Origin of the sequence: Streptomyces sp. NPDC005438 (assembly GCF_040606315.1) — a bacterium.
GTDB lineage: Bacteria > Actinomycetota > Actinomycetes > Streptomycetales > Streptomycetaceae > Streptomyces.
Window position 1 is genome coordinate 14,214 of record NZ_JBEXEP010000013.1, and the last position, 14,636, is coordinate 28,849.

The 14,636-nt window shown below is 72.4% G+C and carries 8 protein-coding genes; 5 read left to right on the forward strand and 3 right to left on the reverse strand.

Translation table 11 applies throughout. The features are described from left to right. Positions 1 to 181 precede the first annotated feature (181 nt). Positions 182 to 3,694 (reverse strand): methionine synthase, encoded by a 3,513-nt coding sequence (gene metH, locus ABZT14_RS23065; RefSeq protein ID WP_356305809.1) that lies wholly within the window; start codon positions 3,692 to 3,694, stop codon positions 182 to 184. A 264-nt stretch (positions 3,695 to 3,958) separates the two neighbouring features. Between metH and ABZT14_RS23070 the strand changes: the two genes are divergently transcribed. From ABZT14_RS23070 to ABZT14_RS23085, 4 genes are all read left to right on the forward strand, one after another. Beyond that, positions 3,959 to 4,723, forward strand: a complete 765-nt coding sequence (locus ABZT14_RS23070; RefSeq protein WP_356305811.1) for an IclR family transcriptional regulator — start codon at positions 3,959 to 3,961, stop codon at positions 4,721 to 4,723. Positions 4,724 to 5,143: 420 nt separating this feature from the next. Continuing rightward, positions 5,144 to 6,682 (forward strand): glycerol kinase GlpK, encoded by a 1,539-nt coding sequence (glpK, locus tag ABZT14_RS23075; protein ID WP_356305814.1) that lies wholly within the window; start codon positions 5,144 to 5,146, stop codon positions 6,680 to 6,682. Between the two features lie 5 nt (positions 6,683 to 6,687). Then, positions 6,688 to 8,298: a glycerol-3-phosphate dehydrogenase/oxidase gene (locus ABZT14_RS23080; protein ID WP_356305816.1), complete on the forward strand. Its 1,611-nt coding sequence runs from the start codon at positions 6,688 to 6,690 to the stop codon at positions 8,296 to 8,298. A gap of 385 nt (positions 8,299 to 8,683) precedes the next feature. After that, the gene (locus ABZT14_RS23085) at positions 8,684 to 9,700 is read left to right on the forward strand and encodes a PAC2 family protein (RefSeq protein ID WP_356305818.1); all 1,017 of its coding nucleotides are present in this window, start codon (positions 8,684 to 8,686) and stop codon (positions 9,698 to 9,700) included. 1,352 nt (positions 9,701 to 11,052) lie between these two features. Here ABZT14_RS23085 and mshC read toward each other — a convergent pair. Beyond that, on the reverse strand, positions 11,053 to 12,282 hold the full coding sequence (gene mshC, locus ABZT14_RS23090) for a cysteine--1-D-myo-inosityl 2-amino-2-deoxy-alpha-D-glucopyranoside ligase (protein ID WP_356305820.1): 1,230 nt from the start codon (positions 12,280 to 12,282) through the stop codon (positions 11,053 to 11,055). Positions 12,283 to 12,401: 119 nt separating this feature from the next. Beyond that, entirely contained in the window at positions 12,402 to 13,316 is a 915-nt protein-coding gene (locus ABZT14_RS23095) for a LysR family transcriptional regulator (protein ID WP_356305821.1), read from the reverse strand. A 72-nt stretch (positions 13,317 to 13,388) separates the two neighbouring features. Here ABZT14_RS23095 and ABZT14_RS23100 point away from each other — a divergent pair, with 72 nt between their 5' ends. Then, positions 13,389 to 14,633, forward strand: a complete 1,245-nt coding sequence (locus ABZT14_RS23100) for a Xaa-Pro peptidase family protein (protein WP_356305822.1) — start codon at positions 13,389 to 13,391, stop codon at positions 14,631 to 14,633. Positions 14,634 to 14,636: the final 3 nt, after the last annotated feature.

Below are 14,636 nucleotides of genomic sequence, written 5' to 3' on the forward strand. Positions count from 1 at the left end.
AAGTGTACGTCCGATCCCGGCCGGACGTACGTCCCGTGCGCGAGGGCACGGGACGTACCCGCCGGACACGGGCGTGCCGGGAGGCCGTGACGGGGCGCCGGAGGGCCCGCCGGGGGCGGCCCCGGCGGGCGTGGGGACAGGCCCGACCCGACTGGCGGGCGTTGAAGTACGCCCAGCCCGCTCAGCGGGCGTTGAAGTACTTCGCCTCCGGGTGGTGGATGACGATCGCGTCGGTGGACTGTTCGGGGTGCAGCTGGAACTCCTCGGACAGTTCGACCCCGATCCGCCCGGGCTCCAGCAGTTCGGCGATCTTGGCCCGGTCCTCCAGGTTGGGGCAGGCGCCGTAGCCGAGGGAGAAGCGGGCGCCCCGGTACTTGAGGTCGAACATGTCCACGATGTCGGCCGGGTCCTCGCCGGCGTACCCCAGCTCGGAGCGGACCCGGGCGTGCCAGTACTCGGCCAGGGCCTCGGCCAGCTGCACCGACAGCCCGTGCAGCTCCAGGTAGTCGCGGTAGGCGTTGTCGGCGAACAGTTCGGCGGTGGCCTCCCCGATACGGGAACCCACGGTCACCACCTGGAAGCCCACCACGTCCCGCTCCCCCGACTCCTCGGGGCGGAAGAAGTCGGCCAGGCACAGCCTGCGGCCCCTGCGCTGGCGGGGGAAGCTGAACCGGGTGCGTTCGGAGCCGTCCTCGTGGAGCACGATCAGGTCGTCGCCCTTGGACACGCAGGGGAAGTAGCCGTACACCACGGCCGCCTCCAGCAGGTTGTCCGTGTGCAGCCGGTCCAGCCAGCCGCGCAGCCGGGGGCGCCCCTCGGTCTCCACCAGTTCCTCGTACGAGGGGCCGTCGCCCTTGCGGTTCTCCTTCAGGCCCCACTGGCCCTTGAACAGGGCCTGTTCGTCCAGCCAGGAGGCGTAGTCCTTCTGCGCGATGCCCTTCACCACCCGGGTGCCCCAGAACGGGGGCTCGGGCAGCGGGTTGTCCACGGCCACGTCCGAGCGGACGCTCTCCTGGGGCTCCGGTTCGGTGACCACTGAGGCGCGCTTGGGGACCCGGCGCTGCTTCAGCTCCGGCAGGGTGGCGCCGGGGACGCCCCGCTTGACGGCGATCAGCGCGTCCATCAGCCGCAGCCCCTCGAAGGCGTCCCTGGCGTAGCGGACCTCGCCCTCGTAGATCTCGTGCAGGTCCTGCTCCACGTAGGCGCGGGTGAGGGCGGCTCCGCCGAGGATGACCGGGAAGTCGGCGGCCATCCTGCGGTGGTTCAGCTCCTCCAGGTTCTCCTTCATGATCACCGTGGACTTCACCAGCAGGCCGGACATCCCAATGACGTCGGCCTTGTGCTCCTCGGCGGCCTCCAGGATGGCCGAGACCGGTTGCTTGATGCCGAGGTTGACCACGTTGTAGCCGTTGTTGGACAGGATGATGTCCACCAGGTTCTTGCCGATGTCGTGGACGTCCCCGCGCACCGTGGCCAGCACGATGGTGCCCTTGCCCTCCCCGTCCTCGGACTTCTCCATGTGGGGTTCGAGGTGGGCGACGGCGGACTTCATCACCTCGGCGGACTGGAGCACGAAGGGCAGCTGCATCTGGCCGGAGCCGAAGAGTTCGCCGACCACCTTCATGCCGGCCAGCAGGGTGTCGTTGACGATGTCCAGGGCGGGGCGCTCGGTGAGGGCCTCGTCGAGGTCGGCCTCCAGCCCGTTGCGCTCCCCGTCGATGATGCGCCGCTGGAGCCGTTCGTCCAGCGGCAGCGCCAGCAGCTCCTCGGTCTTGCCGGCCTTCATGGACTTGGTGTCCACGCCGTCGAAGAGTCGCAACAGCTCCTGGAGGGGGTCGTAGCCCTCCTCCCGGCGGTCGTAGACCAGGTCCAGGGCGACCTTGACCTGTTCCTCGTCCAGCCGGGCGATCGGCAGGATCTTGGAGGCGTGCACGATGGCCGAGTCCAGTCCGGCCTTGACGCACTCGTCCAGGAACACCGAGTTGAGGACGATGCGGGCGGCGGGGTTGAGGCCGAAGGAGATGTTGGACAGGCCCAGGGTGGTCTGCACGTCGGGGTGGCGGCGCTTGAGTTCACGGATCGCCTCGATGGTGGCGATGCCGTCCTTGCGGGACTCCTCCTGGCCGGTGCAGATGGTGAAGGTCAGACAGTCGATCAGGATGTCCGACTCCAGGACGCCCCAGTTGCCCGTGAGGTCCTCGATCAGCCGCTCGGCGATGGCGACCTTGTCCTCCCGGGTACGGGCCTGCCCGTCCTCGTCGATGGTCAGCGCGATCAGCGCGGCGCCGTGCTCCACGGCCAGCCGGGCGATGCGGGCGAACCGGGAGTCGGGGCCGTCGCCGTCCTCGTAGTTGACGGAGTTGATGACCGCGCGTCCGCCCAGGTGCTCCAACCCGGCCTGGAGGACGGCCGGTTCGGTGGAGTCCAGCACGATGGGGAGGGTGGAGGCGGTGGCGAAGCGGCCGGCCAGTTCGTGCATGTCGGCCACCCCGTCCCGGCCGACGTAGTCCACGCACAGGTCCAGCAGGTGGGCGCCCTCGCGGATCTGACCGCGCGCCATCTCCACGCAGTCGTCCCAGCGGCCCTCCAGCATGGCCTCGCGGAACTTCTTGGAGCCGTTGGCGTTGGTGCGCTCGCCGATGGCCAGGTACGAGGCGTCCTGACGGAACGGCACGGTCTGGTACAGCGAGGCGGCGCCCGGCTCGGGCCGGGGGGAACGGGGCGTCAGCTCCCGTCCGCGTACCCGCTCCACCAGCTGCCGCAGGTGCTCGGGGGTGGTACCGCAGCAGCCACCGACCAGGGCGAGGCCGTAGTCACTGACGAACCCCTCGTGGGCGTCGGCGAGTTCGGCGGCGGTCAACGGGTAGCTGGCCCCGTCCTTGCCCAGGACCGGCAGGCCCGCGTTGGGCATACAGGCCAACGGCACCCTGGAGTGCTGGGCCAGGTAGCGCAGGTGCTCGCTCATCTCGGCCGGGCCGGTGGCGCAGTTGAGGCCGATCATGTCGATGCCCAGGGGCTCCAGGGCGGTCAGCGCCGCGCCGATCTCCGAGCCCAGCAGCATGGTGCCGGTGGTCTCCACGGTCACCGAGCAGATGATGGGCAGGTCGGCGCCGGTGGCTTCCAGGGCACGACGGGCGCCCAGCACGGCCGCCTTGGTCTGCAGCAGGTCCTGGGTGGTCTCCACCAGCAGGGCGTCCGCCCCGCCGGCGATCATGCCCTCCGCGTTCTGCTGGTAGGCGTCGCGCAGCGTGGCGTACGGGGCGTGGCCGAGGGTGGGCAGCTTGGTGCCCGGCCCCATGGAGCCCAGGACCCAGCGCTGCTGGCCGGTGGACTCGGTGTACTCGTCGGCGACCTCGCGGGCGATGCGGGTGCCGGACTCGGAGAGTTCGTAGACCCGCTCGGGGATGTCGTACTCGTTGAGGGCGGCGAAGTTGGCGCCGAAGGTGTTGGTCTCCACGCAGTCGACACCGACGTCGAAGTAGGCGCTGTGCACGGACCGGATGATGTCGGGCCGGGTGAGGTTGAGGATCTCGTTGCAGCCTTCGAGCTGCTGGAAGTCGTCGAGGCTGGGATCCTGCGCCTGGAGCATCGTGCCCATCGCCCCGTCGGCCACGACGACCCGGGAGCTGAGGGCTTCCCGGAAGGCGGTGACGCGAGGAGGGGTGGGGGCGTGCGCGGAGGACGGCGAGGCCATAAGGAAGTGCTCCCTGGGGTGCGACGGCTGTCGGCTTGGTGGTGCGCTTCATGAGCGCACGTCGAGCCAGGGTAGCCGTACGCGGCGTTCCCGCCATGGTGCGTTCCGGGTTTCGGAACGCTCACAGCCGTTGACGGGACGTTGGCCGTCTATCCCAGCGTCGACATCAGGGGCTACCGTTCGACATTGTCGAAGCAGACAGTGGACTCACCGTCAGCACCCCCAGCGGGCGGGTGGGGTCCACGGGGTCGAGGGAGGTGCCGGATGGCCCGGACCATCCAGTCACTGGAGCGGGCGGCGGCCGTGCTGCGCCTCCTGGCCGGCGGGGAACGACGGCTGGGGCTGTCGGACATCGCCTCCGCCCTCGACCTGGCCAAGGGCACCGCGCACGGGCTGATCCGCACCCTCCAGCAGGAGGGCTTCGTCGAGCAGGACCCGCTCACCGGCAAGTACCAGCTGGGCGCCGAACTGCTGCGCCTGGGCAACAGTTACCTGGACGTCCACGAGCTGCGGGCCCGCGCCCTGGTGTGGACCGACGACCTGGCGCGCTCCAGCGGGGAGAGCGTCTACCTCGGGGTGCTGCACCAGCAGGGGGTGCTGATCGTCCACCACGTGTTCCGGCCGGACGACAGCCGCCAGGTGCTGGAGGTCGGGGCGATGCACCCCCTGCACAGCACCGCCCTGGGCAAGGCCCTGTGTGGCTGGGACCCGGTGGCGCACAGCGAGGCGGTGGACGCCCCACGGCGGGCGTTCACCGCGCGTACCCGGGTGGCGGCGGCCGACTTCGAGGCGGTGCTGGACGTGGCCCGGGCCCGGGGGTGGGCCAGCGACGTGGAGGAGACCTGGGAGGGGCTGGCGTCGGTCGCGGCGCCGGTGTTCGGGCGCCGTCGGATGCCGGTGGGGGCCGTGGGGCTCACCGGGGCGGTGGAACGGGTGTGTGAGGGGGACCAGTTGCGGCCCCGGCTGGTCGCGGCGGTGCGGGACTGCGCGCGGGCGGTGTCCCGGGATCTGGGCGGGGAAAGATTCTGACGCTCTCGACGAGCTTTTCCCGGTCCGCGCCAGCAGAATGGACCGAGGAGAGCTGAGTCACACCCCTTGACGGGGGTCCCCAGCAGGAGAAAACTGCCGTGCGACGGTCGACATTGTCGAACAGTGGACGGGGATGAGGTCTCCTGGGCTTCGTTGAGCCGCCGACCGCTGCGTCAGGCACTGTCAGCTTCTTGGACTACGGACAAAGGAGTCGCGGGTGTCCAGCTCCGAATTTCTCCCCAGCGAGGTGATCCCCCCGGCAGCGGTGGCCACCCCGTCGGCGGTCTTCGTGGCGCGCACATCGCCACCGCGGCCGTCCGGCGTGTCCGGGCTTCCCCACCGGCTGGGCCGTACAGGCTTCTGACCAGCCACATCACATCGCGTTCAGAGCCGACCGACCACGACGTTTCGGAGCACACAATGAGTGAGAGCAACCCGACCGCCAGCCGTGCCGAGGGACCGTTCATCGCGGCCATCGACCAGGGCACCACCTCCAGCCGCTGCATCGTCTTCGACCGGGACGGACGCATCGTCTCCGTCGACCAGAAGGAGCACGAGCAGATCTTCCCCAAGCCCGGGTGGGTGGAGCACGACGCCAAGGAGATCTGGGTCAACGTCGAGCAGGTCGTGGCCGGCGCCCTCAACCAGGCCGGCATCACCAAGGACGACGTGAAGGCGCTGGGCATCACCAACCAGCGCGAGACCACCCTGCTGTGGGACAAGGCCACCGGCGAGCCGGTGCACAACGCCATCGTGTGGCAGGACACCCGCACCGACGCCCTGTGCAAGGAACTCGGCCGCAACGTCGGCCAGGACCGCTTCCGTCGGGAGACCGGCCTGCCCCTGGCCTCGTACTTCGCCGGCCCCAAGATCCGCTGGCTGCTGGACAACGTGGACGGGCTGCGCGAGCGCGCCGAACGCGGCGAGCTGCTGTTCGGCACCATGGACTCCTGGGTGATCTGGAACCTCACCGGCGGCGTCAACGGCGGGGTGCACGTCACCGACGTCACCAACGCCTCCCGCACCATGCTGATGAACCTGCGCACCCTGGAGTGGGACCCCAAGATCTGCGCCTCCATGGGCGTGCCCATGGAACTGCTGCCGGAGATCCGCTCCTCCGCCGAGGTGTACGGGGAGGCCACCGGCGACCTGGCCGGCGTACCCGTGGCCTCCGCGCTGGGCGACCAGCAGGCGGCGCTGTTCGGCCAGACCTGCTTCGCCCCCGGCGAGGCCAAGTCCACCTACGGCACCGGCACCTTCCTGCTGATGAACACCGGCCACGAGGCGGTCAACTCCTACAACGGGCTGCTCACCACGGTCGGTTACCGCATCGGCGACCAGGAGGCGGTGTACGCGCTGGAGGGCTCCATCGCGGTCACCGGCTCCCTGGTGCAGTGGATGCGCGACCAGATGGGGCTGATCAACAGCGCCGCCGAGATCGAGACGCTGGCCAGCTCGGTGGAGGACAACGGCGGGGCGTACTTCGTACCGGCCTTCTCCGGTCTGTTCGCCCCCTACTGGCGCTCCGACGCCCGAGGGGTGATCGCGGGCCTGACCCGCTACGTCACCAAGGCCCACATCGCCCGCGCGGTGCTGGAGGCCACGGCCTGGCAGACCCGCGAGATCGTCGACGCGATGGCCAAGGACTCCGGCGTGGAGCTGACCGCCCTCAAGGTCGACGGTGGCATGACCAGCAACAACCTGCTGATGCAGACCATGTCGGACTTCCTGGACGCCCCGGTGGTCCGCCCCATGGTCGCCGAGACCACCTGTCTCGGCGCCGCCTACGCGGCGGGCCTGGCAGTCGGCTTCTGGAACGACGTCGAGGAGCTGCGCGCCAACTGGAAGCGGGCCGCGGAGTGGACACCGCAGATGGACGGTGACACCCGCGAGCGCGAGTACAAGGACTGGCTCAAGGCCGTGCAGCGGACCATGGGCTGGATCGACGAGGAGAGCTAACCCAGATGAACACCCCGCTCCGCGTCCCCACCCTGGGGATGCGCCCGACTGTCGGCAGCAATCCGGGCCGGGCCGAGACCAGGGACCTACTCGCCAGGGCGACGTACGACCTGCTGGTGATCGGCGGCGGCATTCTGGGCACCTCCGTTGCCTGGCACGCCGCCCAGTCGGGACTGCGGGTGGCGATGGTGGACGCCGGCGACTTCGCCGGCGCCACCTCCTCCGCCTCCTCCAAGCTGGTGCACGGGGGGCTGCGCTACCTGCAGACCGGAGCGGTACGGCTGGTGGCCGAGAACCACCACGAGCGACGGGTGCTGGCCAACGACGTCGCCCCGCACCTGGTCAACCCGCTGACCTTCCAGGTGCCGATCTACCGCAAGGGCCCGCACGGCGCCGCCAAACTGGGCGCCGGCGTGCTGGCCTACTCGGCGCTGTCGGCCTTCCGGGACGGGGTCGGCAAGGTGATCACCCCCGCCCGGGCCGCCGCCGCCAACCCCGCCCTGCGCACCGAGGGCCTCCGGGCGGTGGCCGTCTACGGCGACCACCAGATGAACGACGCGCGGATGGCCGTGATGACCGTACGGGCCGCCGTGGACGCCGGGGCGGTGGTCCTCAACCACGCCGAGGTGACCGGGCTGCGCTTCAACCGGGGCCGGGTCACCGGGGCGGAACTGCGCGACCGTCGGGACGGCTCCGAGTTCGAGGTGAACGCCCGACTGGTACTGAACGCCACCGGCCCCTGGGTGGACCGGCTGCGGCGGCTGGAGGACCCGGGCGCCGCCCCCAGCGTCCGGCTGTCCAAGGGCGCCCACCTGGTGCTGCGCCGCCGCTCCCCCTGGGGCGCGGCCATGGCCACCCCCATCGACCGGTACCGGATCACCTTCGCCCTGCCCTGGGAGGACCAGCTCCTGCTGGGCACCACCGACGAACCGTACGAGGGCGACCCGTCCGAGGTGCGGGCCACCGAGGCCGACATCCGGCAGATCCTGGACGAGGCCGCGTTCTCGGTGCGCGGGGCGGACCTGTCACCGGACCTGATGACCTACGCCTTCGCCGGACTGCGGGTGCTGCCCGGCGGCCCGGGGGACGTGGAGTCCGCCAAGCGGGAGACGGTGCTCAGCGAGGGGCGCGGCGGGATGCTGTCGGTGGCCGGCGGCAAGTGGACCACCTACCGCCACATCGGTCGCACGGTACTGCGCAAGCTGGCCCAGCGGGCCGACAGCGCCCTGGTGGAGGACATGGAGCCGGTCACCTCCCTGGTACGACGGCTCCCCCTTCCCGGGCTGGCCAACCCCAACGCGGTCGCCCACCGCCTGCTGGTGGACCGCGAACCGGGGGTGCGGATGGACCCGCTGACCGCGCGTCAGCTCGCCACCCACTACGGCTCCCTCTCCTTCGACCTGGCCCGACTGGTCGCCGAGCGGCCGGAGTTGGGCGAGCGCATCCACCCGGACGGGCCGGAGATCTGGGCCCAGGTGGTGTACGCCCGGGACCACGAGTGGGCGGTCACCGCCGACGACGTACTCCGCCGCCGCACCACGCTGACCGTCCGGGGCCTGGACACGCCCGGGGTACGGCGGCGGGTGGAGAGCCTGCTCGCCGAGAGGCCGAACTGAGCCGCCCCGGGGGCACGGCGCCAACCACCCCGCGTCCAGGGGAGGTCGGGCCGGCTGTCAGTGGCGGCTGGCACAGTGGCCGGATGCTGTCGCTCCGCCCCCGTCCCCAGCCGTACGCCCACGACGCCCGCCCCCTCGGAGACATCACCGCGCCGGGCCGGGTCGGCCCCGGGCGGGCCCGCCCTCACGGGGCCGGGCACCACCGGGGGCAGCGAGCCGTGACGGAGGCCCCCGCTCCGCCCGGCACCCCCGACGGCTCGCCGGTTTCCCGCGTCACAAGGGCCGCGACCTGGGACCCAGCACGCCGTAGGGTGGTCCGCGGAACACGAAGGACATCGGCCGGTGGGACGCGGAGCGCGCCACACCGTTCGGAAGGAGGCGCTGGGTGATCGAGGTCGAGGGGATCCCCGAACTGGTCGACCCGGTCATGGTGGCCGCGTTCGAGGGCTGGAACGACGCGGGCGACGCCGCCTCCACCGCGGTCGCCCATCTGGAACGGGAGTGGAAGGGCGAGGTGTTCGCCGCGTTGGACGCGGAGGACTACTACGACTTCCAGGTCAACCGCCCCCAGGTGTGGGTGGAGGCCGGGGTACGGAAGATCACCTGGCCCACCACCCGGCTGTCGGTGGTCCGGGTCGGCGGTGACAAGCCGCGTGACCTGGTGCTGGTGCGCGGTATCGAGCCGAGTATGCGGTGGCGGTCCTTCTGCAACGAGATCCTGGGGTTCGCCCACGAACTCGGGGTGGAGATGGTCGTGGTGATGGGCGCCCTGCTGGGAGACACCCCGCACACCCGGCCGGTGCCGGTCTCCGGGGTCACCTCCGACAGCGACCTGGCCCGCACCATGAACCTGGAGGAGTCCAAGTACGAGGGCCCCACCGGCATCGTGGGCATCCTCCAGGAGGCCTGCACCCACGCCGGGGTACCGGCCATCAGCCTCTGGGCGGCCGTGCCGCACTACGTCTCGCAGCCGCCCAACCCCAAGGCCACCCTGGCCCTGCTCAACAAGCTGGAGGACGTGCTCGGGCTGCGCGTGCCCCAGGGGGAGCTGGCCGAGGACGCCAGGGCCTGGCAGCTGGGCGTGGACCAACTGGCCGCCGAGGACAGCGAGGTGGCCGAGTACGTGCAGTCCCTGGAGGAGGCGCGGGACACCGCCGAGCTGCCCGAGGCGTCCGGCGAGGCCATCGCCAAGGAGTTCGAGAAGTACCTGCGCCGGCGCGACGGCGCCGGCCCCGGCCATCCCGCCGAGGGCGGTGACCGCCCGTACCTGCGGGGCCGTGGGCGTTCCCGGCCGGGTTCCCGACCCGCCCGCCCCTCGGACACCGGCGGCGCCACCGACGACGCCCCCTCCCGCCGGGACCGCGAGGACCCCGGCCCGAAGGACGAGGACGACCAGGGCTGAGCCCGTACGACGTCCCCGGAGCCGTACTCCGGGGACGTCCGCTCACCCTGACGGTGCGGCCGGGCTTGGGCCGCCGTACGGACGGGCACTCGCGAACGCCCGGGCGCCGGGGCCCAACCCCCGCCCGTCACCGGCGAGTTGACGCTCCCTCCGGGCGAGCACTCCCCCACGCCGACAGCAACCCGGCCCGGCACCGGCCAGCCGAGTGCCCAACGCCCCTTCCCTTCCCACCGGGTTGGCCCGCCCGGAGGGCTCACCCGCAGGGCGTTGCCCCGACCTCGCAGCCCCCGGCCGTGGGCGGGAGGCCCGACTCGGGCCGTCGCGGCAGACCACCGTGACAAGGGCGGGGCCGAACGGGGCTCGCACAGGGCTGGGCGTCGAGCGTGCCGGGACACCCCCGAACATCCCCACAGGGCGCACGCCCCCAACCCGATACCTCCGCCACCACCGGGCACCGCCCACCAACTCCACAGCAGCCCACCCCACCCGACTCCCCGGGCACCCTTCACGGGACCGCCCAACACCCGCCCACCACCACTGAGTTGACGCCCCCTCCGGGCGGGCACTCCCCCACGCCGACAGCACCCCGGCCCGGCACCAGCCCAACCCGACACCCCCCGCCACCAGTCGGGCGCCCGACCCTCAAGCCCCCCCCGGCAGCGCGGTACGCGCCCCCTCCCGACACCACAACCCGCACCCCTCCCGAGCGGGCCCCGGACAACTCGCCCCACACCCCGGATCCCACCAACCGGGGCTCCACCGCCACCGAGTTGCCCCACTCCACCGATCGCCCGCGTACCAACAGCACCCCAGCGTCACGCCCACCCACCCAGCGCTCCGTTACTCCGACAGCAGCCCGACCCGACTCCCCGAACGCCCCTCACGGGACGACTCCCAACACCCGCCCACCACCACCGAGTTGACGCCCCCTCCGGGCGAGCACTCCCCTACGCCGACAGCACCCCGGCCCGACACCCGCCCAACCGACACCCCCGCCACCAGTCGGGCGCCCAACACCCCCACGTCCGTACCGAGTTGGCCCATCCACCAGTCGGGCGCCCGGCATCGTCGCCGCTCCCGCTCCGACCAGGAACCCCGGCACCCCGCGGAGGTGTGGGGGACGCCCGGGGCCGGGCGCGGCCCTGGGCGCCGCCCCAGCCCACGGCCGGGCCGAGCCTCGTGCCCACCCGGGGCCGTGGGCCGCGAGGTCGGGACAACCCGGGGTCGGGCCCCTCCCGGAGAGGCGGAGAGGCTCGGGACCGGACACCGCCGGGGGCCCTGATGTCTGTGGCCCGGAACCTGTCGGGTTCCGGGCCACAGACATCAGCGGGTGGTTCGCGTCGGCGGGTGGTTCAGAGTGCGACGCCCAGCAGGGCGTCCACGGTGCGGGAGACCACTCCGGGCGCCCCCTCGTCGTCTCCCCCGCGTTCGGCCTGTTCGGTCGCCCACGCGTCCACGGCCACCAGGGCGGCCGGGGAGTCCAGGTCGTGGGCCAGTGCCTCGCGTACCGCGTCGACCACCGGCTGGGCCGGTGGGCCGTCGGGCCGGGAGACGGCCGCCCGCCAGCGGGCCAGCCGGGTCACGGCCTCGTCCAGCAGCGCGTCGGTCCAGTCCCAGTCCGTGCGGTAGTGGTGGGCCAGCAGGGCCAGCCGTATCGCGGCCGGGTCGACCCCGTCCCGGCGCAGCTGGGAGACCAGCACCAGGTTGCCCTGGGACTTGGACATCTTCTCGCCGTCCAGACCCACCATCCCCGCGTGGACGTAGGTCCGGGCGAAGGGGTACTCGCCGTGCAGGGCCTGGGCGTGGGAGGCGCCCATCTCGTGGTGGGGGAAGGCCAGGTCGGAACCTCCGCCCTGGATGTCGAAGCCCATGCCCAGCCGGTTGACGGCGATGGCCACGCACTCGATGTGCCAGCCGGGGCGGCCGGGGCCCAACGAGCCGCCGTCCCAGTGGGGTTCGCCCTCGCGGGCCGCGACCCACAGCAGGGGGTCGAGGGGGTTCTTCTTGCCGGGACGTTCGGGGTCTCCCCCGCGTTCGGCGGACAGGGCCCGCATGGTGGCCGTGTCCAGGCCGGACACCTCGCCGAAGTGCGGGTCGGCGGCCACCGAGAAGTAGATGTCGCCGTCCAGTTCGTAGGTGGCGCCCACCTCGCGGAGTCGCTCCACCATGGGGATGATCTCGGGGATGGCCTCGACCGCGCCCACGTACTCCCGGGGCGGGAGCATCCGCAGGGCGATCATGTCCTCGCGGAACAGGGCGGTCTCCCGTTCGGCGAGGTCCTCCCAGCGCTCGCCGTCCCGCTTGGCGCGTTCCAGCAGGGGGTCGTCGACGTCCGTGACGTTCTGTACGTAGTGCACCTGCCGTTGGGTGTCGAGCCAGACCCGCTGTACGAGGTCGAAGGCGTTGTAGGTCGCCGCGTGACCCATGTGGGTCGCGTCGTAGGGGGTGATCCCACAGACGTAGAGGCGAGCGACGGATCCAGGGTCAAGGGTCACCAGCCCCTGGGTCGAGGTGTCGAAGATCCGCAGGTCGCGGCCCTTACCAGGAAGGGCGGGGACCTCGGAAGCAGGCCAGGCACGCATGACCACGAGCCTAACCGGCCGGACGTTTCCCCCACGAACGGTATGCCGTGGTTGGCCGGAGGGGCCCTGTTGTCCCCCTTCGCCGACTCCGCTAGGAGATGCGACGGGCGGACTCGGCCTCAGACCCGTTCGGCCGTCCGCCGCAGCGCGCTGGTCAGGGCCCCGATGGCCGGGTCGCCGCCGCTGCCCCGCCGGATCGCCACGGACAGGGTGCGGGACGGCCGGAAGCCGGCGATCTCGCACAGCCGTACGTCGGCGGCCAGGGGCTCGGCCACCAGCCGGGGCAGCAGGGACACCCCCAGCCCGGCTCCCACCAGGGACATGAGCACCGTGTAGTCGTCGCTGGTGTAGTCGAGCCGGGGCTCGAATCCGGCGCCCTCACAGGCGCGCACCAGTACGGACCGCAGCGCGCTGTCCCCACGCGGGGCGATCCAGGGGTGGGAGCGCAGCTGGTCCAGGGCGACAGCGCCGTCCGGGCCCGGTGTCAGGCCCCCGAGGTCGGGCGGCAGGGCGGCCAGCAGGGGTTCGGTGAGCAACTCCCGTGTCTCCACGCCGCGTTCGGGGAGCCGGGGCAGCAGGTCGTAGGAGTAGACCAGGGCCACGTCGCAGGAGTGGCCACGCAGCGCGGCAAGGCTCCGCTCGGGTTCGGCCTCGTCCAGCAGCACCCTCAGGTCGGGGTGCCGGGACCGACAGTCGGCGATGGCCGGGGCGGCGAGGGCGACGGCGGCGCTGGGGAAGCCGTACAGCCGTACCGTCCCCCGCACGGTGGACCTCAGCGCGGCCACCTCGGCCCGGGCCTCCTCCAGCTCGGCGAGCACCCGCTCGGTACGCCGTACCAGCACCCAGGCCGCCTCGGTCAGCACCAGCCGCCGGCCGTCCCGCACCAGCAGCGGGGTGCCCACCTCCCGCTCCAGCAGGGAGAGTTGCTGTGACACCGCGGAGGGGGTGAGCCGGCAGACCTCGGCGGTGGCCGCGATGGTGCCGTGGGAGGCCAGCTCCCACAGCAGCCGCAGTCGCCGTACCTCGTAGACCATGTAGCCACGCTAACGGCCACCATCGGAAAAGTTCGCTGGTCGGGGCCGGATCGGCCGCCCCACACTGGCCGCATGACAGGCGATCCGCCGCCGACGACGCTGGCCTTCGACGGGGCTGACCCGGCGCCCTCCCACCCCGAGTACCCCGGTACTCCCGATGCCCTCGATCTCCTGGGGTCCCCGTTCTCCGACCAGGAGTACCGGGCCCGGCTCACCGCGCTGCGCGCCGCCATGCGCCGCCGTGGGCTGGCCACCCTGGTACTGGCCAGCCCGGAGAACGCCCACTACCTGCTGGGCCTGGACCACCTGGGCCACTTCGCGCTCACCCTGGTGGTGCTCCCGCTCGACGGGCCCCCGGTGGTGGTCGCGCGGAGCATGGAGCGGCACACCCTGGCCGCCCAGGTGCCCTCCGCCCGGCGGGCCCTGTACGGGGACGGGCGGGACCCGGCGCGGGTGGCCGCCCGGGTGGTGGCCGAGGTGACCCCGGTGGGCGGCACCGTGGGGGTGGAGGAGCGGTCCATGGCGCTGCCTCCGGCGGTGCTGTCCCGGTTGCGGGCCCGGTTGCCGGAGCTGGCCTGGGTGGACGCCTCCGCCCTGCCGGCCCGACGGCGCCTCGTGAAGTCCCCGGCGGAGGTGGCCCTGGTACGTCGTGCCGCCCGGGTGTCGGGCACGGCGATGGGGGTGGCGCTGGCCACGGCCGGGGTGGGGGTGAGCGAGCGGACGGTGGCGGCCCGGGTGCACGGGGCGATGACCGAGGCCGGTGGACAGCAGCCGGGGTTCGTGCCCCTGATCCGTTCCGTCGACCGGCTGTCGCAGGAGCACGTGACCTGGCGGGAACACCGACTGGGCGCCGGCGAGGGGCTGTTCGTGGAGCTGTCCGGCTGTGTGCACCGCTACCACGCGCCGATGAGCCGCACCCTCTACTGCGGTTCCGCCCCGAGTGGCGCGGCCCGGGCGGCCGAGGCGGCGCTGTCGGGGCTGCGGGCCGCCCGGGAGGCGCTGGCGCCCGGGGTGCGTACCGGCGAGGTGTACCGGGCCTGGGCGGACGCGGTCGCCCGGGTCACCGGACACCGCCCCCGTCGACACCACTGCGGCTACCTCACCGGCCTGGGCTTCCCGCCCAGTTGGGTCGGGGGCGCCTCGGTGCTGGGCGTCCGCGCTTCGGGGCGCACCCGGGTACGGGCCGGAATGGTCTTCCACCTGATGTCGTGGGTGGAGCGTCCGGTGGGCCATGTCGTCTCGGACACGGTGCTGGTCACCCCGTGGGGGTGCGAGGCGCTGACCGAGGCTCCGCGTGAACTGATCACCAACGGCTGAAGG

Excerpts from the sequence above, each read along its gene's own strand:
- ABZT14_RS23095 (WP_356305821.1), bottom strand. The coding sequence starts at position 13,316 with ATGGTCTACGAGGTACGGCGACTGCGGCTGCTGTGGGAGCTGGCCTCC.
- glpK (WP_356305814.1), top strand. The coding sequence starts at position 5,144 with ATGAGTGAGAGCAACCCGACCGCCAGCCGTGCCGAGGGACCGTTCATC.
- mshC (WP_356305820.1), bottom strand. The coding sequence starts at position 12,282 with ATGCGTGCCTGGCCTGCTTCCGAGGTCCCCGCCCTTCCTGGTAAGGGC.
- ABZT14_RS23070 (WP_356305811.1), top strand. The coding sequence starts at position 3,959 with ATGGCCCGGACCATCCAGTCACTGGAGCGGGCGGCGGCCGTGCTGCGC.
- ABZT14_RS23080 (WP_356305816.1), top strand. The coding sequence starts at position 6,688 with ATGAACACCCCGCTCCGCGTCCCCACCCTGGGGATGCGCCCGACTGTC.
- ABZT14_RS23100 (WP_356305822.1), top strand. The coding sequence starts at position 13,389 with ATGACAGGCGATCCGCCGCCGACGACGCTGGCCTTCGACGGGGCTGAC.
- metH (WP_356305809.1), bottom strand. The coding sequence starts at position 3,694 with ATGGCCTCGCCGTCCTCCGCGCACGCCCCCACCCCTCCTCGCGTCACC.